This window comes from Pseudoalteromonas espejiana DSM 9414, from assembly GCF_002221525.1.
Classification (GTDB): Bacteria; Pseudomonadota; Gammaproteobacteria; order Enterobacterales; family Alteromonadaceae; genus Pseudoalteromonas; species Pseudoalteromonas espejiana.
In genome coordinates, this window is the sequence record NZ_CP011028.1 from 1801934 (window position 1) to 1828296 (window position 26363).

At 41.3% G+C, this 26363-nt stretch carries 20 protein-coding genes and 3 pseudogenes; 14 read left to right on the forward strand and 9 right to left on the reverse strand.

The features are described 5' to 3' along the window. Window positions 1-12: 12 nt before the first annotated feature. Genes PESP_RS08265 through PESP_RS08295 form a run of 7 tightly spaced genes read right to left on the reverse strand, consistent with a single transcriptional unit; the run spans window position 13 to window position 7737 of the window. Entirely contained in the window at window positions 13-711 is a 699-nt protein-coding gene (locus PESP_RS08265) for a CoA transferase subunit A (protein ID WP_089347605.1), read from the reverse strand. A gap of 45 nt (window positions 712-756) precedes the next feature. After that, window positions 757-1659, reverse strand: a complete 903-nt coding sequence (locus PESP_RS08270; protein WP_089347606.1) for a hydroxymethylglutaryl-CoA lyase — start codon at window positions 1657-1659, stop codon at window positions 757-759. Next, on the reverse strand, window positions 1659-3650 hold the full coding sequence (locus PESP_RS08275; protein ID WP_089347607.1) for an acetyl-CoA carboxylase biotin carboxylase subunit: 1992 nt from the start codon (window positions 3648-3650) through the stop codon (window positions 1659-1661). The genes PESP_RS08270 and PESP_RS08275 overlap by 1 nt, the downstream gene beginning before the upstream one ends. 8 nt (window positions 3651-3658) lie before the next feature. Beyond that, complete coding sequence (locus PESP_RS08280; protein WP_089347608.1) at window positions 3659-4429, reverse strand: enoyl-CoA hydratase/isomerase family protein; 771 nt, start codon at window positions 4427-4429, stop codon at window positions 3659-3661. Window positions 4430-4442: 13 nt separating this feature from the next. Then, window positions 4443-6062: a carboxyl transferase domain-containing protein gene (locus PESP_RS08285; protein ID WP_089347609.1), complete on the reverse strand. Its 1620-nt coding sequence runs from the start codon at window positions 6060-6062 to the stop codon at window positions 4443-4445. 10 nt (window positions 6063-6072) lie between these two features. Further along, window positions 6073-7248 carry an isovaleryl-CoA dehydrogenase gene (locus PESP_RS08290; RefSeq protein ID WP_089347610.1) on the reverse strand — a complete coding sequence of 392 codons (1176 nt, stop codon included), beginning with the start codon at window positions 7246-7248 and terminating at the stop codon, window positions 6073-6075. Window positions 7249-7302: 54 nt separating this feature from the next. Continuing rightward, window positions 7303-7737 carry a MerR family transcriptional regulator gene (locus PESP_RS08295; RefSeq protein ID WP_089347611.1) on the reverse strand — a complete coding sequence of 145 codons (435 nt, stop codon included), beginning with the start codon at window positions 7735-7737 and terminating at the stop codon, window positions 7303-7305. 330 nt (window positions 7738-8067) lie between these two features. Between PESP_RS08295 and PESP_RS08300 the strand changes: the two genes are divergently transcribed. The 7 genes from PESP_RS08300 (at window position 8068) to PESP_RS08330 (ending at window position 15779) form a co-directional block, all read left to right on the forward strand. Continuing rightward, window positions 8068-9249, forward strand: a complete 1182-nt coding sequence (locus PESP_RS08300; protein WP_089347612.1) for a thiolase family protein — start codon at window positions 8068-8070, stop codon at window positions 9247-9249. Window positions 9250-9352: 103 nt separating this feature from the next. Beyond that, window positions 9353-10843, forward strand: coding sequence for a CoA-acylating methylmalonate-semialdehyde dehydrogenase (locus PESP_RS08305; protein WP_089347613.1), 1491 nt, complete (start codon window positions 9353-9355; stop codon window positions 10841-10843). Between the two features lie 141 nt (window positions 10844-10984). Continuing rightward, entirely contained in the window at window positions 10985-12142 is a 1158-nt protein-coding gene (locus PESP_RS08310) for an acyl-CoA dehydrogenase family protein (RefSeq protein WP_089347614.1), read from the forward strand. A 10-nt stretch (window positions 12143-12152) separates the two neighbouring features. Continuing rightward, window positions 12153-12938, forward strand: coding sequence for an enoyl-CoA hydratase (locus PESP_RS08315; RefSeq protein WP_089347615.1), 786 nt, complete (start codon window positions 12153-12155; stop codon window positions 12936-12938). Beyond that, the gene (locus PESP_RS08320; protein WP_089347616.1) at window positions 12938-14089 is read left to right on the forward strand and encodes an enoyl-CoA hydratase/isomerase family protein; all 1152 of its coding nucleotides are present in this window, start codon (window positions 12938-12940) and stop codon (window positions 14087-14089) included. Before PESP_RS08315 ends, PESP_RS08320 begins: the two co-directional genes overlap by 1 nt. A 10-nt stretch (window positions 14090-14099) precedes the next feature. Next, window positions 14100-14999 carry a 3-hydroxyisobutyrate dehydrogenase gene (mmsB, locus tag PESP_RS08325; RefSeq protein ID WP_089347617.1) on the forward strand — a complete coding sequence of 300 codons (900 nt, stop codon included), beginning with the start codon at window positions 14100-14102 and terminating at the stop codon, window positions 14997-14999. 9 nt (window positions 15000-15008) lie between these two features. Next, on the forward strand, window positions 15009-15779 hold the full coding sequence (locus PESP_RS08330) for an SDR family oxidoreductase (RefSeq protein WP_089347618.1): 771 nt from the start codon (window positions 15009-15011) through the stop codon (window positions 15777-15779). A 275-nt stretch (window positions 15780-16054) separates the two neighbouring features. Here PESP_RS08330 and PESP_RS08335 read toward each other — a convergent pair. Continuing rightward, window positions 16055-16979 (reverse strand): annotated as a pseudogene (locus PESP_RS08335) (integron integrase). 238 nt (window positions 16980-17217) lie between these two features. On the opposite strand from PESP_RS08335, the gene PESP_RS08340 reads away from it, so the two are divergent. The 5 genes and pseudogenes from PESP_RS08340 (at window position 17218) to PESP_RS08365 (ending at window position 21477) form a co-directional block, all read left to right on the forward strand. Continuing rightward, window positions 17218-17715: a super-infection exclusion protein B gene (locus PESP_RS08340; RefSeq protein WP_089347619.1), complete on the forward strand. Its 498-nt coding sequence runs from the start codon at window positions 17218-17220 to the stop codon at window positions 17713-17715. A 220-nt stretch (window positions 17716-17935) separates the two neighbouring features. Further along, window positions 17936-19473 (forward strand): annotated as a pseudogene (locus PESP_RS20755) (transposase). Between the two features lie 219 nt (window positions 19474-19692). Further along, window positions 19693-20127: a hypothetical protein gene (locus tag PESP_RS08355; protein ID WP_089347622.1), complete on the forward strand. Its 435-nt coding sequence runs from the start codon at window positions 19693-19695 to the stop codon at window positions 20125-20127. 82 nt (window positions 20128-20209) lie between these two features. Beyond that, window positions 20210-20344 (forward strand): annotated as a pseudogene (locus PESP_RS08360) (transposase); the annotation flags it as partial. Between the two features lie 188 nt (window positions 20345-20532). Then, the gene (locus PESP_RS08365) at window positions 20533-21477 is read left to right on the forward strand and encodes a transposase (protein WP_245852165.1); all 945 of its coding nucleotides are present in this window, start codon (window positions 20533-20535) and stop codon (window positions 21475-21477) included. Between the two features lie 784 nt (window positions 21478-22261). Here the strand turns inward: PESP_RS08365 and bktB are convergent. Further along, the gene (gene bktB, locus PESP_RS08370; RefSeq protein ID WP_089347623.1) at window positions 22262-23455 is read right to left on the reverse strand and encodes a beta-ketothiolase BktB; all 1194 of its coding nucleotides are present in this window, start codon (window positions 23453-23455) and stop codon (window positions 22262-22264) included. A gap of 449 nt (window positions 23456-23904) precedes the next feature. On the opposite strand from bktB, the gene PESP_RS08375 reads away from it, so the two are divergent. After that, window positions 23905-25794, forward strand: a complete 1890-nt coding sequence (locus PESP_RS08375; protein ID WP_089347624.1) for a putative bifunctional diguanylate cyclase/phosphodiesterase — start codon at window positions 23905-23907, stop codon at window positions 25792-25794. Window positions 25795-25925: 131 nt separating this feature from the next. Next, window positions 25926-26342 (forward strand): retropepsin-like aspartic protease, encoded by a 417-nt coding sequence (locus PESP_RS08380; protein ID WP_089347625.1) that lies wholly within the window; start codon window positions 25926-25928, stop codon window positions 26340-26342. Window positions 26343-26363 lie beyond the last annotated feature (21 nt).

A 26363-nucleotide genomic window follows, 5' to 3' on the forward strand; every position in this document is an offset into this window, starting at 1 on the left:
CTGTGCTCCTGCTTAATCTCGTGTTGTTACACGTTCAATGCGTTTTTCAAAGTTGCCTTTAATAACGCGATTAACAAAAATACCAGGGGTATGAATTTGGCTTGGCTCAAGCTCACCGGGTTCTACAATTTCCTCTACTTCAGCAACGGTTATTTTACCTGCTGTTGCCGCCATAGGGTTAAAGTTCATCGCGGTGTGTCTAAACACTAAATTACCGTATCGGTCGGCTTTCCACGCTTTTACAATGGCAAACTCACCCGTTATAGACTCTTCTAAAATATAAGGGCGACCGTTAAATTCTTTTACCTCTTTGCCCTCAGCAACAGGGGTACCGTAACCTGTAGCGGTATAAAAAGCCGGGATACCTGCACCACCTGCACGCATTTTTTCAGCAAGCGTGCCTTGTGGGGTAAGCTCTACATCAATTTCGCCGCTAAGAAGTTGCTGTTCGAACAGGGCGTTTTCGCCAACGTATGAGGCAATCACTTTTTTTATTTGTTTGTCTTTGAGTAAAATACCCAACCCAAAGTCATCTACACCGCAGTTATTAGAAACTACCGTTAGCTCTTTAGTTTTCATGTGCTTAATGTGTTTAATTAAGCCCTCAGGAATACCGCATAAGCCAAAACCACCAGCAATTACGGTATCGCCATCTTTTAAACCTGCCATTGCAGCTTCGTAACTAGAAACCACTTTATCAAAACCGGCCATGAGACTCTCCTCATTGTGTTAACTGCCATTTGGCGAGTCAAACTATTATTTTTGTGTGTTGTGCAGTGCAATTGCCACTTTACTTACAGGGGCTTTGCCAAGTGCTTGTGTAATTTGCCACCCTGCGTTACTTAACCTTTCTAAATCAATTCCATGCTCTATGCCAAGCCCATTGAGTAAGTAAACAACATCTTCAGTGGCAACATTTCCTGACGCACCCTTTGCATAAGGGCAGCCGCCAAGGCCCGCAACAGCGGCATCAACCGTTGCTATTCCTAAGCTCAGTGCTGAGTAAATATTTGTGAGCGCTTGGCCATAAGTATCATGAAAGTGAACCGCTAATTTAGTTTTATCTATGTGTTGTAATAATAAAGATATCACCTCGGTAATTTTACTGGCGGTACCGACACCTACAGTATCGCCAAGGCTTACCTCATAACAGCCAAGTGCAAGTAGCTTTTGTGTTACTTCAAGCACTTTTTGTGGCGCTATGTTACCTTCGTATGGGCAACCAGCAATGCAGCTTACATAACCACGTACGCGTATGTTATTGGCTTTTGCAAACGCCATTACTTCACTAAAGCGCTCAATACTTTCATCAATGCTGCAGTTTATGTTTTTTTGGCAAAACGATTCGCTTGCAGCAGTAAAAATAGCAAATTCTTTAACACCTGCATCCAGTGCAGCTTGGGCACCTTTTAAATTAGGCGTAAGGGCGCTTAAATTTACATGGGGTAAATCAAGTGCCTTTATCACGTCGGCTGAGTCGGCCATTTGTGGCACCCATTTAGGTGATACAAACGCGCCTGCTTCTATATCTTTTAAGCCAGCATCGCTAAGTGCATTAATTAAGGTAATTTTATCTTTTGTAGACACCGCTTTTTCGTTTTGCAGACCATCGCGGGCTCCCATTTCTACAATACGCACTTTTGTAGGAAAAGCGGTCATTACGATGCCTCCTGCGCTGTGGTGTCTTCTACAATTGCAAGTAGGGCACCATGGGTTACAAGTTCGCCCTCGGCAAAACAATAGCTTTGTAAAATACCATCGTGCGGAGCGCTCAGCGTGTATTCCATTTTCATGGCTTCAATAATAACGACCGCATCGCCTTTACTTAAAGTGCTTCCTACTTCAACTAAATGCTTAACTACTGTGCCATTAAGTGGGGCCGCAAGTGGCAGTGCGTCATTTTCATGGCTACTAATGTAATGTTTAGTATTTAGAGCAAGCTTAATTTGCAGCGCAGCAAACATCACGCTAATACTGTTATCAACGTGGCTTACATGAGCGGTAAATTTTTCGCCATTAATAAACACGCTGCATACGTTTTGGGTTATTTCACCGCTAACCTCAAACGGCTTTTCATTATGGTTAATGACATAACCTGTTTTAGTTTTAACGGCGTTTATAGGTAAATCTGTAAATGGAACATCCACTTTTTGCGGTGCATTAAGGGTAAAACCACTTAATTGTTGCCAAGGGCTTGCACTTTGAACAGCCGCGTTTGTAGCACTCAGCGATTCAAGGTAAGCAAAGGCTGCAATTACGTGTGCTTTTTCAAGTGCGATACTATCAATACTCACCAATGCATCACCTTGCTCAGCAATAAAGTGGGTACTTGGCGCACCTTGAGCAAACGTAGGGTGGCTTGCTAAGTTATGTAAAAAGCCAATGTTAGTGCTAAAACCCGCTAAGTGAAATTGCTCAAGTGCATGGCGTAAACGCGATAATGCTTGCTCTCGGTTATCATCATGCACAATCAGTTTTGCAATCATAGGGTCGTAAAACGGGCTGATTTCATCGCCTTGTGCAATACCTGTATCAATGCGTACAAATTCACTGTTAAGTGGTGTGCTTAACGCTTCTATTGTGCCCGAGCAGGGGATAAAGTCGTTACTTGGATCTTCTGCATAAATACGGGCTTCCAAGCTGTGGCCTTGGAGTTGTATGTCTGATTGCGTTAACGGCAGTGTTTGCCCAGCGGCAATATTAATTTGCCAACTCACTAAATCTACACCGGTTACCATTTCGGTTACTGGGTGTTCTACTTGCAGGCGCGTGTTCATTTCCATAAAGAAAAACTCATCGCCGCACAGTAAAAACTCAACCGTACCTGCACCTCTGTAATTTATTGCCAGAGCGCAGCGCACTGCAGCTTCACCCATTTCTTTGCGTAGTTCATCGCTTAAACCAGGCGCAGGGGCTTCTTCAATTACTTTTTGATGACGGCGCTGCAGGGAACAATCCCGATCCCCTAAATAAACACAGTTACCGTGGTTATCGGCAAATACCTGTACTTCTACATGGCGAGGCTGGTTAACGTAGCGCTCAAGCAGTACTAAGTCGTTACCAAAGCCAGCTATTGCTTCGCGCTGTGCGCCCTCAAGTGCAGTTATAAAGTCTTTGGCTTGCTCAACAACGCGCATGCCTTTACCGCCGCCACCAAAGGCCGCTTTAATTAGCACGGGGTAGCCAATTTTTTCCGCCTCAGATTGTAAAAAAGCAGGGTCTTGATTATCACCATAATACCCCGGCACTAGCGGCACATTGGCAGCGGCCATTATTTCTTTAGCGCGGGTTTTAGAGCCCATAGCCTCTATGCTGCTTGCAAGTGGGCCAATAAACGCAATATTGTTAGCTTCACAGGCTTTAGCAAATTCACTGTTTTCAGATAAAAATCCATAACCTGGGTGAATACAGTCAGCGCCTGCGTTTTTAGCCACTTGCAAAATTTTGTCGGCAACTAGGTATGAGTCTTTACTGGGTGCTGGGCCAATGTGGTAGGCCTCATCAGCCATTTTTACATGTTGTGCATGTTTGTCGGCGTCGGAATAAACAGCCACTGTAGTCAACCCCATTTGTTTTGCACTTCGCATTACACGGCATGCAATTTCACCACGGTTGGCAATTAATATCTTTTTTAAAGTGTGTGTGTTCATAATTAATCCTACAGTTGCCAAGCGGGAGGGCGTTTATCAAAAAAGGCACTTAGCCCTTCTTGGCCTTCATTAGATACACGAATTTTTGCAATACGTTCGGCCGTGAGCTCAATAAGTTCATCGTTAATTGGCTTATTTGCTACATCATTTATTAATAATTTAGCGGCTTTTACAGCGACAGGGCCGTTATCGATTAATGTTTGCAGCATGTTATCAAGCGCACAATCTAAATTACCGGTTACCTGATGAACCAAACCAAGTTGTTTTGCTGTGTGGGCATCAAACACCTCGGCGGTTAAAAAATAGCGGCGCGCAGCGCGCTCACCAATTGCTTTAATAACATAGGGGCTAATTACCGCAGGGATGAGTCCTAATTTTACTTCACTTAAGCAAAACTGAGCGTCATCTTTACTTAGGGCAATATCGCAACAAGCAATTAAGCCTAACGCTCCGCCAAACGCAGCGCCTTGTACAGCACATATGGTTGGATGAGGGGAGGTCGCTAACACCTGCATTAACTTAGCGAGTTGCATAGAGTCGGCAAGGTTATCGGCGTAATTGTTATCAGCCATTGATTTCATCCAGGCTAAATCGGCACCTGCAGAAAAATGCTTTCCTTCAGTTTTTAAAACCAAAGCGCGAATACCCAGCGTATTTGCATGCTCTATGCACTGAATTAGCTCGTGTATTACTTCACTATTAAATGCGTTACGTTTTTCAACTCGGCTTAAAACAAGTACAGCCACATTAGATTTTGTTATTTGTAGTGTTACTGACATTTTTGCGCTCCGGTTACATTCTAAATACGCCAAACTTAGAGTCTTGCTGTGGTGCATTGTTAGCTGCACTTAAGGCAAGGCCTAATACGTTACGGGTATCGGCAGGATCAATAATGCCGTCGTCCCACAAGCGCGCGCTTGCGTAGTACGGATGGCCTTGCTCTTCGTATTGATCAATAATTGGCTTTTTAAAATCGCTAACTTCTTGCTCGCTCATGCTATGGCCTTTACGTGCTAAACCATCTTGCTTAACTTGCGCTAATACGCCTGCGGCTTGCTCGCCACCCATTACTGAAATACGGGCATTGGGCCACATCCACATCATTGTTGGTTCAAATGCTCGGCCACACATACCGTAGTTACCAGCGCCGTAAGAGCCACCAATTAGTACCGTAAATTTAGGCACATCGGCACACGAAACCGCCATTACCATTTTAGCGCCGTGCTTTGCTATGCCTTCGGCTTCGTATTTTTTACCTACCATAAAGCCGGTAATATTTTGTAAAAACACTAAAGGAATGTTTCGCTGTGCACATAGCTGAATAAAGTGCGCGCCTTTTTGCGCCGATTCACTAAATAAAATACCGTTATTTGCCACTATGCCTACAGGGTTACCATAAATACTGGCAAAACCTGTTACCAGCGTTTCACCAAAGTAACGTTTAAATTCATCAAATGATGAGTCGTCCACTGTGCGGGCTATTACTTCGCGTACATCAAACGGCTTTTTAAGGTCGGTGCCTACAATGCCGTAAAGCTCGTTTATATCGTAACGGGGTGGTTTTACATCCTCTAGCTCTTGTTTAAGTAACGGCGCTGTAGGGCGCGTGTAATTAATACGCTCAATACATTGGCGCGCAATAGACAGCGCATGCGCGTCATTTTCAGCAAAGTGATCGGCAACCCCTGAGGTTTTGCAATGCACATCGGCGCCGCCTAAGTCTTCGGCGCTTACTACTTCACCCGTGGCTGCTTTTACAAGGGGAGGGCCTGCTAAAAATATAGTGCCTTGCTCTTTTACAATTATGCTTTCATCCGCCATAGCGGGTACGTATGCGCCGCCTGCGGTACATAAACCCATTACCACAGCAATTTGAGGAATGCCTTTACCCGACATACGAGCTTGATTGTAAAAAATGCGGCCAAAATGCAATTTATCAGGAAATACATCGTCTTGCTCAGGCAGGTTAGCACCGCCCGAATCAACTAAATAAATACATGGTAAGTGGCAGCGCTCAGCTATGTCTTGTGCGCGTAAATGCTTTTTAACAGTAAGCGGAAAGTACGTACCGCCTTTTACCGTGGCATCGTTTGCAATGATCATGCACTCAATGCCTTTAACACGGCCAATACCTGCCACTACACCTGCACAGGCAATTTCTTGCTCGTATACACCAAAGGCTGCAAATTGCGAAATTTCTAAAAACGGTGAGCCTTCATCTAATAAGGTGCTAATGCGGTCGCGTACAAATAATTTACCTCGCCCTTCGTGGCGCTCCTTTAATGCAGCACCACCGCCTAAGCTAATGGTAGCCACTTTGCTTTGTAAATCATCAACTAAAGCCACCATGTTTTTGTGATTTTGAACAAAAGTAGGATCGTGAGGATTAACGCTCGATTTTAATATCGTCATAATTTAATCCTTAACGGCTTTCGGTGAATAGTTCGCGGCCAATTAGCATGCGGCGAATTTCTGAAGTGCCAGCGCCAATTTCGTATAATTTGGCATCACGTAGTAAGCGCCCTGTGGCGTATTCGTTTATGTAGCCGTTCCCACCTAAAATTTGAATGGCATCTAGCGCCATTTTGGTGGCAAGTTCAGCAGCATATAAAATGGCGCCTGCGGCATCTTTACGGGTGGTTTCGCCGCGATCGCAGGCTTTTGCAACAGTATAAACGTATGAGCGCGCTGCATTCATTTGCGTATACATGTCGGCTACTTTGCCTTGAATTAACTGAAATTGCCCAATAGGGGTGTCAAACTGTTTACGCTCATGAATATAAGGCACAACTATATCCATACACGCTTGCATAATGCCAAGTGGGCCAGCAGCAAGTACTACACGCTCGTAATCAAGGCCACTCATTAGTACCTTAACGCCTTCGTTTAAGTTACCTAAAATGTTTTCTTCTGGTACTTCGCAGTTTTCAAACACCAGTTCACAGGTGTTAGAGCCTCGCATGCCAAGCTTGTCGAGCTTTTGCGCAGTAGAGAACCCAGCAAAGCTGCTTTCTACAATAAATGCGGTAATGCCTTTAGCGCCGGCGTTTAAATCTGTTTTTGCGTAAATCACAAATGTGTGTGCGTCGGGGCCATTGGTGATCCACATTTTATTACCATTTAAAATGTACTTATCGCCTTTTTTCTCTGCTTTAAGTTTCATCGATACCACGTCAGAGCCTGCGTTTGGCTCGCTCATGGCAAGGGCACCAATGTGTTCGCCGCTAATTAGTTTTGGTAGGTATTTTTCTTTTTGTGCTTGATTACCGTTACGGTTAATTTGATTTACACACAAGTTTGAATGCGCACCATAGCTTAAGCCAATTGAGGCACTAGCACGGCTAATTTCTTCCATTGCAATTACATGCTCTAAGTAACCTAAGCCTGCACCGCCAAAGTCTTCAGAAACGGTCATACCAAGTACACCCATTTCGCCCATTTGCGGCCAAAGCTGATTAGGAAACGCATTATCAATATCAGTTTGCTCAGCCAGTGGCGCAATTTCTTGGCTTGCAAAGCTATTTACATGGTCGCGGATCATATCGGCGGTTTCGCCTAGGCCAAAGTTCATCTCTTTATAAAGTGAAATAGTGCTCATGATTCATTCCTGTGTGAGTGTGTGTTGTTAGTGTGTTTTTATTATTAAAATAGGCTACTCGTCTATTTTATTGAGTGTGTCTCTGCAGCGGCGCTCCGCTGTCACTAATTCCATAAGCACAACTTTTATGTCGTCCATTTGTTGAGAAAGGTCGGCTTTTTTCTCAGCTATTAAGTCGAGCATAGTCACCAGCTGTTTTGCGCTTGATTTATCGGCGTCGTACAGTTCAAACAAACGGCCTGTTTCAGCAAGCGTAAAGCCTAGGCGTTTACCGCGTAATATAAGTTTTAAGCGAACTTTGTCGCGCTTTGAATAAATACGGGTTTGGCCGTTACGCTCTGGGCTTACTAAGCCTTGGTCTTCGTAAAAACGAATAGAGCGGGTAGTAATATCAAACTCTTTAGCTAAATCGCTAATGCTAAAGGTTTGTTCGTTACTGCCAGGTACGTTGGCTGAACTTGCAAAGTTTGTTTGGTTATCTGGTTTCATAGTTGTGTTTACCTCATTCGAATAACTCCAATATAAGTGAAGTTTACGTAAAGGTAAAGCTCGGTGTGGTATGAAACTATTTATAAAGGAGTGTTGGCGTGAAATGTTAAATTAAATTATTAATATTCAGTGGCTTATTTTTATTTGTGTTGATTAACCGTACTGCTGGAAAATAAACCTTACACTTTTAAAACTAAAAATTAAGCGTTTTTTAGTTGACGTTAGCGTAAACGTTAGTATTGTGTATGGGTATTAAATAATAAATGAATACTAAATTAATAGAGCAAATATTCTAACAACTATTTGCATAAAAATACAACGGAGTTAGTTATGACTTTAGAATCAGTGGTAATTGTAGCAGCTAAGCGTACGCCTATGGGCGGCTTTATGGGCGCATTAACCGATGCACAATCTACCGAGCTTGGCGCTACCGCCATTGCAAGTGCACTGGCACAAACTGGTTTAGCTAATGATGCAATAGATGAAGTAATTATGGGTTGTGTTTTGCCAGCGGGTCTTGGCCAAGCGCCAGCTCGCCAAGCCATGTTAAAAGCAGGCCTTGCTCTGGGTACCGGTGCCACCACCATTAATAAAGTATGTGGTTCTGGTTTAAAAGCAGCCATGCTAGCAAACGACTTAATTAAAGCGGGCTCAATTAGCAGTGCAATTGCCGGCGGTATGGAAAGCATGAGTAATGCACCTTACTTTATACCTAAGGCGCGTGGTGGTATGCGTATGGGCCACGGTGAAATTAAAGATCACATGATGAGCGACGGCCTAGAAGATGCTTACGATAAGAAAGCAATGGGCTGTTTTGCACAAGACACCGCCGATGAATATGGTATTGGCCGTGAGCAAATGGATGCATTTGCACTAGGCTCGTTAAGTAAAGCTAATACAGCAATTGAAAATGGCAGCTTTGAAAACGAAATTGCCCCGCACACCATCAAAACCCGTAAAGGCGATGTAACCGTATCGATTGACGAGCAGCCGGGTAATGCCCGCCCAGAAAAAATTCCTAGCCTTCGTGCAGCCTTTAAAAAAGACGGCACCATTACGGCGGCTAATTCGTCGTCAATTTCTGATGGTGGCGCAGCACTTATATTAATGAGCGAATCAAAAGCAAAAGCGCAAGGCTTAACACCGCTTTGTAAAATTGTAGCGCACAGTACGCACTCTCAAAAACCAAGTGAATTTACGGTAGCGCCTGTAGGCGCAATGAACAGCGTGCTTGAAAAAGCAGGCTGGGCAACCACTGATGTTGACCTTTGGGAAATTAACGAAGCGTTTGCCATGGTAACTATGCTTGCCATTAACGAATTAAAGCTTGATGAGAGCAAAGTAAACGTAAATGGTGGCGCGTGTGCACTTGGCCACCCAATTGGTGCCAGCGGCGCGCGAATTTTAGTAACACTGATTCACGCCCTTAAAAACCGTGGCCTTAAAAAAGGAATTGCGTCTTTATGTATTGGTGGCGGCGAAGCCGTAGCCATGGCGGTAGAGGCTTACTAACAAAGCAGTTAATTAACTAACAGCAACTAAAATGCACCGTACTCATACTAATAACAAAACGGTGCCATTTTTTAAAAGAACACACTAACAACAGGATTTACACATGCACCAAGTTCCACTACTTATAAATGGCGAATTTGTTCAGTCGGCTTCTAAAGAGCTTATTGATGTAATTAACCCCGCAAATCAAGAAGTACTTGCACAAGTTCCATGTACTACCGACTCAGAAATGGATGCAGCTATTGCCTCGGCCTCAGAAACGTTTAAAACGTGGAAAGACGTTCCAATTACCGAGCGTGCCCGCATTATGATGAAATACGCGGCGCTATTAAAAGAGCACCACGATGAGCTTGCAACCATTATTTGCCACGAACTAGGTAAAACGTTTGAAGATGCAAAAGGCGATGTGTGGCGCGGTATTGAAGTAGTAGAACAAGCTGCAAATGCACCATCATTAATGATGGGCGAAACAATGGAAAACGTTGCCCGCAAAATAGATACCTACTCTTACATGCAGCCCCTTGGCGTTTGTGCGGGCGTTACTCCGTTTAACTTTCCGGCGATGATCCCACTTTGGATGTTTCCGCTGGCTATTGTATGTGGTAATACCTTTATTTTAAAACCGTCTGAGCAAGACCCACTTACACCTATGCGTTTAGCTGAGCTATTTATTGAAGCCGGCGCACCAAAAGGCGTATTACAAGTTGTACACGGTACAAAACCACAAGTAGACCGCCTACTAGAAGATAAAGCCGTACGTGCTATTTCGTTTGTAGGTTCGTGTGGCGTAGGTGCGTATATTTATTCTAAAGGCACACAAAACCTTAAACGCGTGCAAGCGTGTGTGGGTGCTAAAAACCACATGGTTATAATGCCAGATGCGAGTAAATCGCACGTTGTAAATAACCTGGTTGGCGCATCGGTTGGTGCCGCAGGCCAGCGCTGCATGGGTATTTCGGTTGCTGTGTTTGTAGGCCAAGCAAGCGAGTGGGTTGATGAAATAAAAGCAGGTTTTGAAAACGTACGCCCAGGCGTGTGGGATGATAAAGACGCAGCCTACGGCCCACAAACATCAAAAGCCGCAAAAGAGCGTATTTTATCGCATATAGCAAGCGGTAAAGAGCAAGGCGCCACGTGTTTAATTGATGGCTCACACTTTACAGTAAAAGGATACGAGCAAGGTAACTGGGTTGGCCCAACACTATTTACCGACGTTACAAAAGAGATGGATTTATACAAAGAAGAAATTTTTGGTCCTGTGCTTGCCTGTATGTTTGTAGATACGTTAGAGGAGGCTATTGCCCTTATTAACGAAAGCCCATACGGTAACGGTACATCACTATTTACCTCAAGTGGTGCTGTTGCGCGTAAATTCCAACACGAAATAGAAGTAGGGCAAGTGGGTATTAATGTGCCTATTCCGGTGCCGCTGCCGTTTTTCTCGTTTACAGGTTGGAAAGGCTCGTTTTACGGCGATACGCATACCTACGGTAAGCAAGGTATACGTTTTTACACAGAAACTAAAACCATTACCTCACGTTGGTTTGAAGACGACATTGCTTCAGGTCCAAATATGAGCATTAATTTAAAATAAACACACTCAAAAATAATAATAAAGAAGGGCGCAAAGGCTAAACTCGCTGACAAGCAACTAGAACACACACATCAGCCTTTGCCGCTCTTCACACCTATCCCAATAGGGCACACTAACAACACACAATTAAAGAGGTCTAACATGGACTTTAACTTATCAGAAGATCAACAAGCCTTTGCAGAAACTGCACGCCAATTTGCCGAATCAGAACTTGCCCCACATGCAGCAAAGTGGGATCGCGAGCATATTTTTCCTAAAGATACGATTAAAGCCGCAGGCGAGCTTGGTTTTTGTGGTTTATACACGCCAGAGGAAGCCGGCGGCCTTGGTTTATCACGTTTAGATTCAAGCATTATATTTGAGCAGCTTGCTATGGGCTGTACTGCTACAACGGCCATGTTAACCATACATAATATGGCGACCTGGATGGTGGCAAGTTTTGGTACCGACGCAGTTAAAGACACATACGTAGAACAATTAGTAATGGGCGAGCTACTTGCCTCTTATTGTTTAACAGAGCCTGGCTCGGGCTCAGATGCGGCATCACTAAAAACAAAAGCCGTACTTGAGGGTGATGAGTACGTTATTAACGGATCAAAAATGTTTATATCGGGCGCGGGCGAAACCGAAGTATTAGTGGTAATGGCGCGCACTGGTGGCGAAGGCGCTGCGGGTATTTCGGCATTTGTAGTCCCGGCCGATGCAAAAGGCGTTGAATACGGTAAAGCAGAAGAAAAAATGGGTTGGAACGCACAGCCAACACGCTTAATTAGTTTTGAAGATGTACGTATACCGGCGCATAACTTATTAGGTAAAGAAGGTGAAGGCTTTAAATTTGCCATGCAAGGCCTAGATGGTGGGCGCATTAATATTGCCACATGTTCAATTGGTACAGCACAAGCTGCGCTAAACACGGCAAAAGAGTACTTAAAAGAGCGCACTCAATTTGGTAAGCCACTGGCTGCGTTTCAGGCTTTGCAATTTAAAATTGCAGATATGAATACCGAACTTGTAGCTGCGCGCCAAATGGTAAGGCTTGCGGCATTTAAACTTGATACCGGTGATTGCGAAAAAACGACTTACTGCGCCATGGCTAAACGTTTTGCGACCGATGTTGGCTTTAACGTGTGTAACGATGCACTGCAAATTCATGGTGGTTACGGTTACATAAAAGAATACCCGCTTGAGCGCCATGTACGTGATGTGCGCGTTCATCAAATTTTAGAAGGCACAAACGAAATTATGCGCGTAATTATAGCGCGCCGTATTTTAGCTGAATCTGCAAGCGACGTTTTATAAGGAGCAAGTTATGACACAATCAAAGCCGTGTATTGAATTAACAACCGAAGGCCATGTTGCAATTTTAACTATGTCTAACCCGCCAGCTAATACCTGGACAAAAGACACCTTAATAGATTTAAAAAACAAAGTTAACGAGCTTAATAACAACAAAAATATTTATGCCTTAGTACTTACCGGCGAAGGCGAGAAATTTTTTAGCGCCGGTGCCGATTTAAACGTATTTGCCAGTGGCGATAAAGGTATAGCTGCTGATATGTCGCGTGTTTTTGGTGAAGCATTTGAAGCACTGACTAATTTTACAGGGGTGTCGGTTGCGGCCATTAATGGTTATGCCATGGGCGGCGGGCTAGAAGTGGCGCTTGCATGTGATATACGCATAGCAGAAGAGCAAGCACAAATGGCACTGCCAGAGGCAAAAGTGGGCTTATTACCATGCGCGGGTGGTACACAAAATTTAGCATGGCTTGTAGGTGAAGGCTGGGCAAAACGCATGATTTTATGCGGCGAGCGCTTAAAAGCCGATAAAGCCTTGCAAATAGGCTTAGTAGAAGAAGTAGTGCCACAAGGCGAAAGCTTTGCAGCGGCGTTAAAACTTGCCAACCAAGTAAGCGAACAAAGCCCAAGCTCAGTTTCTGCGTGTAAAACGCTTATACAAAAAGGGCGACATCAACCTATGGCTAGTGTATTACCACTTGAGCGTGAATTATTTGTTGGTTTATTTGATACACAAGATCAGCAAGAGGGTGTAAATGCCTTTTTAGAAAAACGCCGTGCTAATTGGGTAAACGGCTAATGAGTGATTTAACGTTATTAAATAATGCAGACGACCCCGTGCTATTTGAAACGGCAACCGCAGCAAACGGCAGCTTAATTGGGGTTATTACACTCAACGTACCAAAAGCATTAAACGCACTTAATTTTGACATGATCAAATTACTCAAGCCGCAGTTGCGCGCTTGGCAAGACGATGATGCTATTGCAATGGTGTTGTTAAAAGGCGCTGGCGATAAAGCCTTTTGCGCTGGTGGCGATGTAGTTAGCCTGCACCATGCAATGGCGCAAGGTAAACCAACAAGCCTAGTTGAAGAGTTTTTTACGCTTGAGTACAAACTTGATTACCTTATTCATACCTTTGATAAACCAATCCTTGTTTGGGGGAACGGCATAGTAATGGGGGGCGGTTTAGGCCTAATGGCAGGTGCTAGCCACCGCGTAGTAACCGAAACGTCGCGCATTGCCATGCCAGAGCAAACCATAGGCTTATACCCAGATGTAGGGGGCAGTTACTTTTTAGATAAAATGCCACACAGTGTAGGGCTATTTTTAGGATTAACGTCGGCTTCTATTAATTGTGAAGATGCGCGCTTTGTATCGCTTGCCGATCACTTTATCGACAGCACTAAATATGATGACATGCTAGCGCAAATTTTAGCTGCTAAGTGGGGCAAAACTGCAAGCTTAAATCATGAGCGTTTAACTAAATTATTAACCGATTTAGATAACCAATCTGCCCGTATGCCAAAAGGTAATATTAAAGCTAACTTAGCAACCATTCAAAAATTAGCTGAATTTAATACGCTACAAGAACAGGTTGATTATATTTTAGGCCTAAGTACTGACGATAAATGGCTGCAACGTGCTCAAAAGTCACTTAAGCATGGTTGCCCATTAAGTTGTGCTCTGGTTAGTGAGCAATTAAAAGCCAGTAAAGGCAAAAGCTTATTAGCGTGTTTTAAAATGGAGCTGGGTATGTCGGTTCGCGCTGGTGAAGTTGGTGAATTTCAAGAAGGCGTAAGAGCGCTACTAATAGATAAAGACGGCGCGCCAAATTGGCAATACAAAACACTGAGTGATGTACCACAAACAATAATAGAGAGCTTTTTTGCTAACAGATTTGGCGAAAACCACCCACTCAATGGCCTACACACGCCATCACACACATAAAGGAAAGACGATGACTAAACTCAATATTGGTTTTATCGGCTTAGGTAATATGGGCGGCCCAATGGCGGCTAATTTAATTAAAGCTGGCCACAGTGTTACGGCATTCGATTTAAACCAGTCGGTCTTAAATGAACTTGCAAGCAAAGGTGCACACGCAGCTGAAAATGCAAATACATGTGCAACCAATGCCGATATACTTATCAGTATGTTGCCAGCAGGCAAACATGTTAAATCGCTTTATTTAGGTAATAACGACGACAGCGGTCTAATTAATGTGCTGAGCAAAAACACCCTAGTTATTGATTGCTCAACAATAGACGCAGAATCAGCCCGTGTGGTTGGCAGCGCACTTGGCGAGCAGGGCATTAGCTTTGTAGATGCACCAGTATCGGGCGGCGTTGCAGGCGCAGCGGCTGGCACGCTTACGTTTATAGTTGGTGGTAGTAAAGCTGCTTTTAACACAGCACAGCCAATACTCAGTGATATGGGTAAAAACATATTTCATGCAGGCGATATTGGCGCAGGGCAAGTTGCAAAAATATGTAACAACATGTTACTTAGCATTTTAATGGCAGGCACCAGCGAAGCCCTGCAAATGGGTATTAATAACGGCCTAGATGCAAAAGTACTCAGCGATATTATGACTGCAAGCTCTGGTCGTAACTGGACGCTTGAGCTTTACAACCCGTGCCCAGGCGTAATGGATACAGCCCCTGCTAGTAACGATTATAAACCAGGCTTTATGGTCGATTTAATGGCTAAAGATTTAGGCCTTGCCATGGAATCCGCGCAGCAAAGTAATTCATCAACCCCAATGGGCTCAATGGCTAAAAATTTATATACGATGCTGCAGCACCAAGGTGCAGGCAGTGATGATTTTAGTGCCATTTTTAAACTGTTTTCTAAGTAGGAGCAAGGCGTGGAAATTAAAAATAACACGGTAGTAATAACCGGTGGCGCACAAGGCTTAGGCTTTGCAATGGCGCAAAAGTTTGCCCTTATGGGCGCTAACATTGCACTTATAGATATGGCGCAAGAGTTATTAAACACAGCGTGCGAAAAACTAACACAGCTGGACGGTGTATCTGGCACTATTAAAGGCTACGCTGCAAACGTAACCGCAGAGAGCGAAGTAGAAAACGTATTTAATACCATTAATAGCGATTTTGGCCACATTGGTGTGCTTATAAACAACGCCGGTATTTTACGCGACGGCATGTTTATTAAAGCCAAAGACGGCAAAGTGGTTAAAAAAATGTCCCTTGAGCAATTTCAATCAGTGATTGATGTAAATCTCACTGGCGTATTTTTAGCAGGGCGAGAAGCGGCAAGCCACATGATTGAATCAGGCAAAGGCGGCGTAATTGTTAATATGTCGAGCGTAGCGCGCGCAGGTAATATAGGACAAACAAACTACGCGGCATCAAAAGCAGGCGTAGTGGCACTTACCACCACATGGGCTAAAGAACTCGGCCGCTTTGGTATACGCGTAGGCGCTATTGCACCAGGTGTAATAAGCACCGCCATGACCGACGCCATGAAACCCGAAGCCAAACAGCGTATGCTTGCAGTCACACCCGTAGGGCGCTTAGGTGAAAGCGACGAAATTGCCCATACTGCACAATACATAATCGAAAACGACTTTTTTACCGGTCGCGTGGTAGAGATAGACGGCGGTATACGTTTGTAACTTGTCAGCTCTCATTTAATTATTGAAAGCACAGCTCAAGCGAGTTGTGCTTTTTTGTTTTAAATAGGGGAGGTTTATAACCTTGAAAAAGGGCTAACAACACCGTTGGCACCTTGCTGTAGTACATGGGTAGGATACCCGCTGAATTAAAACGTTGATCATTTTAGCGTTCTAAATAACTCATTAACTGCGTTAAAAACTTCTCATATAGATAAACTATATAACTAAGTTTTTGCCTTGTTACTGAGCTATTTATCTGTCGCTATAATTGCTCACTAATTCAATACAGCGGGTATTATTTGTGTGGTACGCACGTCACTGTGACCTAATTGTGTTTGTACTGTGCGGATATCAGCGCCGCTTTGCAGCAAATGCGTAGCGAAAGAATGACGTAAAGTATGAGGGGTAACGTGTTTACTTATATGTGCATCAAAAGCGGCTTTTTTTAACAGCGCGTTGTAATTGCTTTTCATCAATATGATGGCGCCTTAATTGTTTACTCTCGGGATCAAGACTTAATTTATGTGATGAAAATAAATATTGCCAACCCAGCTGCCTATTGTGGTTTGGATATTTTTTACGTAACAAATACGGCATGTACGCACCGCAATACAAAGGGTTTTTAAGATCTAATTGTAGATAACTATCAACTAATTGTATTTGGGAACGTAATTGCGGTGTGGGCTCTACGGCAAGGGTTACAACACGATTTTTCTCTCCTTTACCATCCCAAATTCGAATGCAGTTATAGTCAAAGTCAATATCATGTACCCTTAAACGCAGTACTTCCATTAATCGCATATCACTGCCATAAAGTAATCCACAGGGTAAATAATGCTTTGCAGAGCACACTTTAAAAAAATTATTTATTTCTTGCTGCGTTAAAACTACCGGTAGTTTAGTTGCTCGTTTGCTCTTAATAAAACCTAATGATAATGAGAGTGGCTTTTTAATCACTTCTTTAAATAAAAAGCTCAACGCATTTAAGGCTTGTGTTTGAGTGTTAGGAGCAACATTTTGTTGGTTGACAAGGTGGTTTAAAAAAAGTTCGACCTCATTGTCTCCCATCGTTGTTGGGTGCCTCATAGAGCTAAAGCGAATAAACGAAGCTATCCAGTATAAATACGCTTTAACGGTACTTTTAGCATAACGCTTTAGATACATCTGTTCTGCTATCATAGTTAAAAAAGGTGATTTCATGATATGAATCTTTAGCAAAAGTTAACTGTATATAGACAGTGCTTATTGTTTTGTCCAATATTACTGATCTCCACCATTTCGGTACATTTTCACACTGATTAAAAATAATTTTCAGTTAACTAATTGTTTACAGGTGTTTATTTGATGGTTAAGATAAATGCATTGTAATATATGGACATTTGTCGGTTTATAAAACGACAAATGTCGTAGACAAAATTGTTATACATTATGGAAACATATGCTTGAATTCAAAAAAGTAGTTGAGTGGCTCAAATTATCACCTAAGCAAGCATTTATCATTTTTGTTATTTGTTCGATTCTTCTTTTTGACAAAGGAATAATTATTTCTAAGTTGGGTTTAGAAAAACCAAAGGAGTTGTTTCAGCCATATCTCGGTTTAGTGTGGTTATTTGCACTGGCACTTTTATTGGCTGAAGTCTTTGTCCCCACTTACCGAAAATGCATAAAAAAATATAAACAGAGAAAATACTTAAAGCACTGTAAGTCTCACCTTCATCATTTAACTAAGGTTGAGAAAAAAGTATTATGTGAATTTATAGAAAACGACACAAAATCAATAGATGCTCCGTTATCTGATGGTGTAATACAGGAATTAGCCACTAATAATATAATTCGGCTAGTTGCAACTGTATCGGTTCACAACGACTATTTTGCATACAACATTCAACCTTGGGCGTGGAAGTACCTACATGAACATCCACAATTGCTTAAATAATGTATAACAAAACAAATCAACACGGACAAATACTGCTTGGCTTTTGTCACTGCGTTCCAAAATTATAGCCAAGCACTATTTGCCTGTTATTTAGGCGTTGAGGCTGTAGAATTACTCTTTTTAAGAACGTATACAACTATTCTTGGTTGGTTGTTTTTTAACCTTGAATCCATCTGTTCGCTGTGATCTAATAGATATTATTCACTCACGGTAGATTGTTATGGCTAACTTCAAGCCTGACTTATCCTGTCAAAATAAATTCATTCCTATCAATTTCGCTGAGCAAATTTTGCCAGGCACATTTGAATATGCCCTTTGTTATATCGTCGAAAATAAACTCGATTTATCGGGCTTTGACGCGTGGTATAACAACGATAAAACGGGCGCTGCTGCGTATTCGCCTTCGGTAATGCTAAAGATTATTTTACTGGGTTATGCACATGGTTTTATCAGTAGCCGACGAATTGCTAAAGCGTGTGAGACGAACATTTTATTTATGAGTGTGTCGGGAGATATCCAGCCGCATTACACATCAATAGCGGGCTTCGTGGCTAAAATGCATGAACAGATTGAGCCACTTTTTACGCAAGTGCTGATGATATGTGATGAAGAAGGCTTGATAGGCCGTAATATGTTTGCCATTGATGGGTGTAAATTAAAGTCCAATGCGAGTAAAGAGTGGAGTGGCACATTCGATGAGTTAGGCCGCAAAAAAGCAAAACTAGAACGCGCAAGCAAACGTATTATTGAACGCCACCAATCACAAGATGGACTGAGTGAAGAGTTGATAACTCAGGATTTAAAACAAAAAGAAAAGCTGGATAAAAGTGCAGATAAAATTACCTAGTTCTTAGCCACTCACAAAGAAAAAACAGGCAGTAAAAGCAAGCCAGTTAAAAGTAATATCACTGACCCTGATAGCGCGAAGATGACGACCTCAAAACGGACAATCCAAGGCTATAACGGCATAGCGATAAACGATGACAAACATCAAATCATTCTACAAGCACAAGCGTGGGGCTCAGTGGGTGAACAACAAACTCTACAGCCAGGTGTTAAGCAATTAAAACAGCAACTCGATAAATTGAACACTGACAAGCTCAAAGACAAACATACGATTAAATTCACCGCAGATAGTGGGTTTAACAGCGAAGTGAACCTTGAATATTTGGCGAAAAGTGGGTTTGATACCTACATTGCGGATAATCAGTTTAGAAAACGAAATCCGCTGTTTAAAGACAGTGAAACATACGAAACGGAGCAAGAGAAACGCCGGCTAAAACGCAGTAAAGGCAAGCCACGGTTATTTACCTCAGAGGGTTTTCATTATGATGAAAAAACTCAAACCTGCCGCTGCCCCGCAGGTAACGATATGTGGCAAAGTGGTATAAATGTAAAAAGTCATAACCAGCAATACACGCGATTCTGCGGTTACTTAAAAGACTGTAAAACCTGCCCGCTACAGCAGCAATGCATGCGAAAACCACCGATAGACAGGGGACGACAAGTTCAGTTTATAAATAATGAATCACGCAAAAAGCTGAGCTATGTAGACAAAATGAAAGTAAAAATAGACAGCCCAATCGGACGACGACAATACAGTAAGCGATTAGGCTGTATTGAACCCGTGTTCGGCAATATTACCGTCAACAAGGGCATGAATAAATTGACCTTACGGGGTCAAACGAAAGTTAATACGCAATGGCAACTGTATTGCCTTGTTCATAATATAGAAAACTGCAAAACACGATGCATTAAGAAGGGGAAGCCCTTTTAACCTAATAAAAGCCACTCAACCACTCGTAATCCCTTCCAAAACGCCAATTTAAACAACACAAACACTTCTTTATATACTGCGTAAAAATACAATAATCGATTGAACCAAAATAGGAACTCAGCTATGGTTTGTTTATTAATAAAAACAAATAAAAAACGAGTTAATCTACAGGCTTGTTAGGCATCTAAGGAATTTGGAATATGAATGAAGGTTGGGTAGATATATACAAATTACAATATGAGAGAATTGCTCAACATGAAAATCAGCGATTAATATTCAGCAATATCGTTGTTGTAATTTCAACGGCTATACTTGCTCTATTTATAAAGTCAACGGAAGAACTAAGTATTATAAGTAATATTTGGCTCGCCATGATATTGGTTTTTCTTAATGCTGTAGCTTCTATATATATCAAAAAGTCACGTAGTTGGATAAAGTTTCATCAGAATAGAGCTAGAAAAATATTAAAAGCATCAAACCCTGAAATAATGAAAATATATGAAGACGAGAATAAACCTGATAGCGACCAAGACAAAGAAAGAAGGCCAAATCTACAGATAATAATGCACTTAGTTATAGTTTTTTTAGGTTTAGCTATAATAATTATTAGTTCGATTACAAATGTCCAGAATTAACAGTGACACCCAACCTAAATTTTGCACTTTTCGAAGTTAGAGGTTAGCCTTTATTTAGTACGAAAAATAAGCAGGGCGTCTTATGGCTATCGCAAGAAAGCGTCAAGTAAGTTTGGTTGATACAAAACACTACCATTGTATTTCGTGTTGCGTGCGACGTGCATTTTTATGTGGGGAAGACCGTTTTACTGGTCAATCTTACGAGCATCGGCGAGGGAAAACATATAAGAAAGACACCCAACCTAAATTTTGCACTTTGCGTACTCCTAGATTCTAATTGGAAGTATAAATAAACAAGACACCCATCCTAAATATTGCACTTACGCACTTAGAGGCTAGCTTTTATTTAGTCCAAAAAAGCAAGCAGGGTGTCTTATGGCTATTGCATGAAAGCGTCAAGTTAGTTTGGTTGATACAAAACACTATAACTGTATTTCTCGGTGTGTTCGTCGTGCATTTTTATGTGGGGAAGACCGTTTTACTGGTCAATCTTACGAGCATAGACGAGGGTGGGTTGAAGATAAGTTACTTGAATTAGCGAAGGTATTTTGTATTGATGTATGTGCTTATGCCGTAATGAGCAATCACACCCATTTAGTCTTGTATGTTGATGATAAAAAAGCAAATAGACTGAATGATAAAGCGATTGTAATTCGCTGGCATAAACTCTGTAAAGGCACATTGTTAACGCAAAAATACATTCAAGGTGAAAAGTTAAGTAAGGTTGAGGTCATCTTTTTCAATCAAACGGTTAAACAATATCGCGAACGTTTAGCAAGTATCAGCTGGTTTATGCGCCTATTAAATGAAGACATTGCGCGCAGAGCAAATAAAGAAGATAACTGCACAGGACGCTTCAGGGAAGGTAGATTCAAATCGCAAGCATTATTAGATGAAGCCGCACTAGCAGCGTGTATAGCGTATGTAGATTTAAACCCAATAAGAGCTAAAATGGCTAACACACCAGAAGAGTCAGATCATACCAGTGTGCAAAATCGAATTACAAGCGCGGCAGTTGGTAAACAACCTAAGCAGTTACTCCGATTTGCAGGTATGCCTCGTCAAGTTATGCCTAAAGGGCTGCCATTTGAGCTTAAATCGTACCTTGAACTCGTTGAGCTGACAGGGCGAATAATGCGGGAGGACAAACGCGAGCATATTGATAATATAACCCTTCCTTTGCTAGAAAGGCTTAATATATCACCAGAAAACTGGTTAAAACTCACCACACAATTTACACGCGTATTTCATGGTGCAGTATGCAGGCCCAAATCACAAGTAAGCTACTGTGAAAATTTAAAGCGCAAACGGCGTTCAAATATTAGCAACTGCGAAAAGCTACTCGCATAAATCAAAAACCACTTAGTAAAAGTTAAAACTGCAATTTTGCAGTTATTTTCATTTTTGAAATTTAGATCTAAGAAAGCTAGTGACTTATTTATTAGATGAAATGAAAAGTGACCCAGCAAGAAGAGATAAGTTCTGAACCTGATTGGCAAATTTAGTTGCACATATTTGTTTGTAAATTAAGCTGGTTTCACTTTTAGTTCGTTTCAAGACGAGTAAACAAATGAATAAATGCCGTAAGTCGTGCGTCAATATAGCTGTTGCCTCGTTAATTTTTTCGTTAGTTGTTTCTGTAACGATGACGGTGCTAGATTGGAGTGCAAATCCGAACAACCTATTTTATAGCCAAGAGACGACCAACTGGGGGGTTCTGCTTCAAACATTCGGCAGTTGGTTCTTGCCGCTGTTGCCTGTTGTAATAATTTCGCTCAGTATCTTGTTCTATTTAGTATCAAAGGTATATTCATATGCCAGTAAATAAAACAAATAAGACATCCAACCTAAATTTTCACTTTACACACTTAGAGGCTAGCTTTTGTTTAATGTATAAAACAAGCAGCGTGCCTTATGACAAAAATATAATTTCTAACCTAATTGGCAAATTTTTGTTTGTAAATTAAGCTGGTTTAACTTTTTTAGTTAAGATAGGTGTCACTTTTAGTTTCTAATAATAAACAGAACTTTCCCCGGTCAACCTTAAGAACATCATAGGGGCAGAGTTGTAGCAATTCTTTCGCTTTAGCAAAAGTAATATTCATTGTAATGCCATGTGTTCTCATAGTTATAATTATAGCGCTTCGTAAATTGCTGCGATCCCTTGGCCACCACCAATACACATAGTTACTAAGCCATATTTACCGTTTATGCGCTTTAGCTCGTATAAACATTTAGTGGATAAAATAGCACCTGTTGCACCAACTGGATGCCCTAATGCTATTGCACCACCGTTAGGGTTAACTTTGTGCTGAGGAAAACTTAGCTCGTTAGCTACACATAATGCTTGTACAGCAAAGGCTTCGTTAGATTCAATTACATCCATATCATCAACAGATAGCCCTGTTTTTCTTAATACCTCTTGCACGGCCGGTATTGGTCCAATACCCATAAGTGAAGGTTCAACACCCACACGCGCATAAGCAATTAAACGGCCTAAAGGTTTTAAGTTCTGAGCGACCGCTTTTTGCTCATTCATAAGTACAAGCATAGCGGCTCCATCATTTATACCTGATGAGGTTGCAGCTGTTACAATGCCATCTGTTTTAAAGTGCGGCTTTAACATTGCCAGCTTTTCAAGAGTTGTATCAGCACGTACGTGCTCATCAGTATCAAATATATAGCTGTTTTTACGAGATTTAATGTCGACTGGTATTATTTGATCTTTGAAGTGCCCAGCGGCAATGGCTTTGGCTGCTTTATGATGACTTAGAGCTGCATAGCTATCTTGTTCTTCTCGGCTAATTGCGTATTTAGTAGCAATGTTTTCAGCGGTTATACCCATAGGATTGTTATCCCATGGATCTTGTAATGTGGTCGTTAATTCATCAATAAGTGTACTGTTGCCCATTTTTTGGCCCCAACGATTACTGTCAAGTGTATAACTGGTGCTACTCATGCTTTCTGCTCCACCCGCTAATACTGTGTCTACATCGCCTAACTGAATTTGTTGTGCGGCTTGTATTATTGCTTCTAAGCCAGAGCCACATAATCTATTTAATGTTACGGCGTGGCTGTTAATAGGTAGCCCGGCGTCTAAACCAATCACTCTTGAAAGGTAGGCATCTTTTGGACCGTTATGAATGACTTTGCCTACAATACAAGAATCGATTTGGGTGGGGGATAATTTTGCTCTAATAATGGCTTCTTTAGCGCAAAGGGTCCCAAGTTCAGCAGGCGTAAAGTTTTTAAGACTTCCTCCAAAGCTGCCGATAGGGCTTCGCACTGCGCTTAATATAACAACGCTATTACCTGTTAATTCTGTCATTTTGTTCTCTTATTATTTTATAAACTAATTTCTCAGATATTAATTACTCTATTTAAAAATTAATAAGTTGAAATTTTAATTAAGTTTATAAAAACATAATTCTTATATAAACAAAACAATGCTTTTTCACTATTTATAAGTTTTATAATGAAGCGTTCTTTACTTAGTTGGCCGGCTTTAAAAATTAGCTGCTTGAGATTTAAATACGAGAGAAAGCGAGAGTTTTTATTATTTAACCGAAGTGAGCTTTATTTATAACCATTATCAACAAAATTAAGTCGCTAATATAAATTATTTAGTAATTCACAACGTTAAAAAACAATAACTTATTTGACAGAATAGCTATCTCGTTTATTCTTTTAACATTTAGTAAAAAGTAATTTTTGTTATCACAGCTACAGATGTCGTGAAGTGATTTTAGTAAGTGCCTTAAGGAATAATTGATTCACATGTCTTCTACACCAGAAAATATAATTGGCCAGCAAGAAATGCTGGCTGTGCGCCACCGCAGGCGCTATACACTTTGCCATGTTTTGACCATTTTAGGTGTACTTTTTCTTGCTGCTTTTGGAGGTTTGAGCTTAGTTAGTGGTTCGTATGTTTTAGGTACCATATTATTAATTAATGCACTTGTGGGGTTAATCAATCTTTATCTTTTAAAGAGAAGTGGTAATGTTGAGCGAGCGGCAAAAATTCTTAGCGGTATTTTGTTTGTTTTATCTATGAGTTTATTAATCACCGGTGGTGAGAACAATACCGGAATGCTGTGGATTTATCCTATTGTTGCAATAAATCTTTTTATAAACCGCTTTTGGCCTGCCGTTTTTGTATTTAGCATTTTTAGTATTGCAAGTGCTTTGCTTTTATTTACGCCGTTAAGCGCTTTATTAATGACTAGTTACTCACTTACGGAAGCCGTACGCTTCATGCTGACAATGCTTGCTTTAAATTCTATTTGTTTAGCTGCATTACGTTCAGAAGAGCAAGCCTACGAAACTATTATGCAACTGCATGCAGATGATATTCGCCAAATGGCTTATTACGATAAGCTTACGGGGTTACCTAATCGATGGAGCTTTAAAACTAACCTTGAGCGTATGCTAAACCGTGCTGAGCGAGATAAGCAACGCATTGGTTTGCTTTATATAGATTTGGATAACTTTAAGCAGGTTAATGATCAGCATGGCCATGAAGCGGGGGACAGAGTTTTACTTAAATTTAGTGAGCGGCTTTTAGATGTTATACGCCCAAATGATCAAATATATAAGCCACAAACAGAAAGCTTAGCAAGGCTTGCTGGCGATGAGTTTGTTGTATTGTTACCTAATATTAAAGCCCCCCTTGATGCCAGTACCGTGGCCGCAAGAATTTTAAATATTTTTAAAGGGGGTTTTAATGTTGATGATGTAGATCACATGATATACGCAAGTATTGGTATTGCTGTTTACCCCGATGATTCTGCTGACTCCACTGATTTACTCCATCATGCTAATGCAGCAATGTATGACGCTAAAAATAATGGACGTAATTGCTTTAAATTTTTTACCCAAGACATTGCTGACAAGCTTCGTGAACGCCAACTCATTGAAAAAGGGCTTAGACTTGCCTTAAATGAAGCGCGTTTTAGTTTAGTTTATATGCCTATTTTTGCGTGTAAAGATAGCTCTATTGTAGCCGTTGAAGTGCTGCTTAGGTGTCACAGTCCTGCATTAAATGGTTATGGGCCTGATCACTTTATCCCTGTGGCTGAGGCTACAGGCCTTATCAAAGATATTGATTTATGGGTTATAGACAATGCTTTAAAAGCACAAGGCGTTTTACAAAAAGAACTCAGTTTTAGTGGCAAAATTTGTATTAATATTTCGGGTGTTGAGCTACACAATGAGCTATTTCCTGAACAAGTAAAAAATTTATTAGCACATCACAAAATTAAACCTAACAGTGTTGAGCTAGAAGTGACAGAGACGGCATTTGTTGCTGGTGATGTTACCTGCCTTAAAACGCTCAATGCGCTAAATGAACTTGGCGTATCCTTAGCATTAGATGATTTTGGAACTGGTTACACGGCATTTAATCAATTAATACATTACCCAGCTCATTGCTTAAAAATAGACCGCTCATTTGTTAATGATCTTTTTTCAGAGCGTGAGGCACGTAACAAAATGGTGATGATCATCCAAAGTTTGGCCAAGCTTTACGACCTTAGAGTGATTGCTGAAGGCGTTGAAACCGAAGCACAAATGACTTACCTCAAAGAACTCGGTTGTGATTGGGCGCAAGGCTATTATTTATCGCGGCCACTATCGTGGGATGACTTTTGTGCATTACTTAAATCTTAAATAAACAACCTGATATGATTATTAGACAATAGGTTACAAGTTATGCTGTATTGTTGGTTAGTGTTAGTACAGCGTGGGTACTTTAGTAATTTGCATCTATTTTAAATCTAATTAGAAAACAAGGAATGTATATGAATCAAGTAAATAAAAAAGCAATCATTAAATTTGAAATGTCAGAAACAGGGCACCAAATTGTTAATGCTAAAATTAATGGCAAGCCTTTGCGCCTAATTTTAGATACAGCCGCAGGCTCGTCTGTTTTAGATAAAGCCTGCCTTAATGATTTAAACATTATAGAAACACTTAGTGATGAAAATGCAGCGGGTTTAGGTACATCTGAGCATGTAATGGGAAATATTGAGGTTTCAGAAATTGAATTAGCTGGCGTTGTATATAAAAACCCGAGCTTTGTATCGTTAAACCTTGACCATGTGCAAGTTGCAGGTGGAGAAGAGGGCGTACATGGTTTACTTGGCTCGCCTTTTTTTATTCAGCACAAAGGCGTTATAGATTTTGAGAATGAAACGCTTGAGCTTATAAGCTCTTAAATAACAAAGCCTGCGCACTTA

Bases quoted from the DNA above. Each gene is read 5' to 3' on its own strand.
- PESP_RS08265 (WP_089347605.1), bottom strand. From the start codon at position 711: ATGGCCGGTTTTGATAAAGTGGTTTCTAGTTACGAAGCTGCAATGGCA.
- PESP_RS08270 (WP_089347606.1), bottom strand. From the start codon at position 1,659: ATGACCGCTTTTCCTACAAAAGTGCGTATTGTAGAAATGGGAGCCCGC.
- PESP_RS08275 (WP_089347607.1), bottom strand. From the start codon at position 3,650: ATGAACACACACACTTTAAAAAAGATATTAATTGCCAACCGTGGTGAA.
- PESP_RS08280 (WP_089347608.1), bottom strand. From the start codon at position 4,429: ATGTCAGTAACACTACAAATAACAAAATCTAATGTGGCTGTACTTGTT.
- PESP_RS08285 (WP_089347609.1), bottom strand. From the start codon at position 6,062: ATGACGATATTAAAATCGAGCGTTAATCCTCACGATCCTACTTTTGTT.
- PESP_RS08290 (WP_089347610.1), bottom strand. From the start codon at position 7,248: ATGAGCACTATTTCACTTTATAAAGAGATGAACTTTGGCCTAGGCGAA.
- PESP_RS08295 (WP_089347611.1), bottom strand. From the start codon at position 7,737: ATGAAACCAGATAACCAAACAAACTTTGCAAGTTCAGCCAACGTACCT.
- PESP_RS08300 (WP_089347612.1), top strand. From the start codon at position 8,068: ATGACTTTAGAATCAGTGGTAATTGTAGCAGCTAAGCGTACGCCTATG.
- PESP_RS08305 (WP_089347613.1), top strand. From the start codon at position 9,353: ATGCACCAAGTTCCACTACTTATAAATGGCGAATTTGTTCAGTCGGCT.
- PESP_RS08310 (WP_089347614.1), top strand. From the start codon at position 10,985: ATGGACTTTAACTTATCAGAAGATCAACAAGCCTTTGCAGAAACTGCA.
- PESP_RS08315 (WP_089347615.1), top strand. From the start codon at position 12,153: ATGACACAATCAAAGCCGTGTATTGAATTAACAACCGAAGGCCATGTT.
- PESP_RS08320 (WP_089347616.1), top strand. From the start codon at position 12,938: ATGAGTGATTTAACGTTATTAAATAATGCAGACGACCCCGTGCTATTT.
- mmsB (WP_089347617.1), top strand. From the start codon at position 14,100: ATGACTAAACTCAATATTGGTTTTATCGGCTTAGGTAATATGGGCGGC.
- PESP_RS08340 (WP_089347619.1), top strand. From the start codon at position 17,218: ATGCTTGAATTCAAAAAAGTAGTTGAGTGGCTCAAATTATCACCTAAG.
- PESP_RS08355 (WP_089347622.1), top strand. From the start codon at position 19,693: ATGAATGAAGGTTGGGTAGATATATACAAATTACAATATGAGAGAATT.
- bktB (WP_089347623.1), bottom strand. From the start codon at position 23,455: ATGACAGAATTAACAGGTAATAGCGTTGTTATATTAAGCGCAGTGCGA.
- PESP_RS08375 (WP_089347624.1), top strand. From the start codon at position 23,905: ATGTCTTCTACACCAGAAAATATAATTGGCCAGCAAGAAATGCTGGCT.
- PESP_RS08380 (WP_089347625.1), top strand. From the start codon at position 25,926: ATGAATCAAGTAAATAAAAAAGCAATCATTAAATTTGAAATGTCAGAA.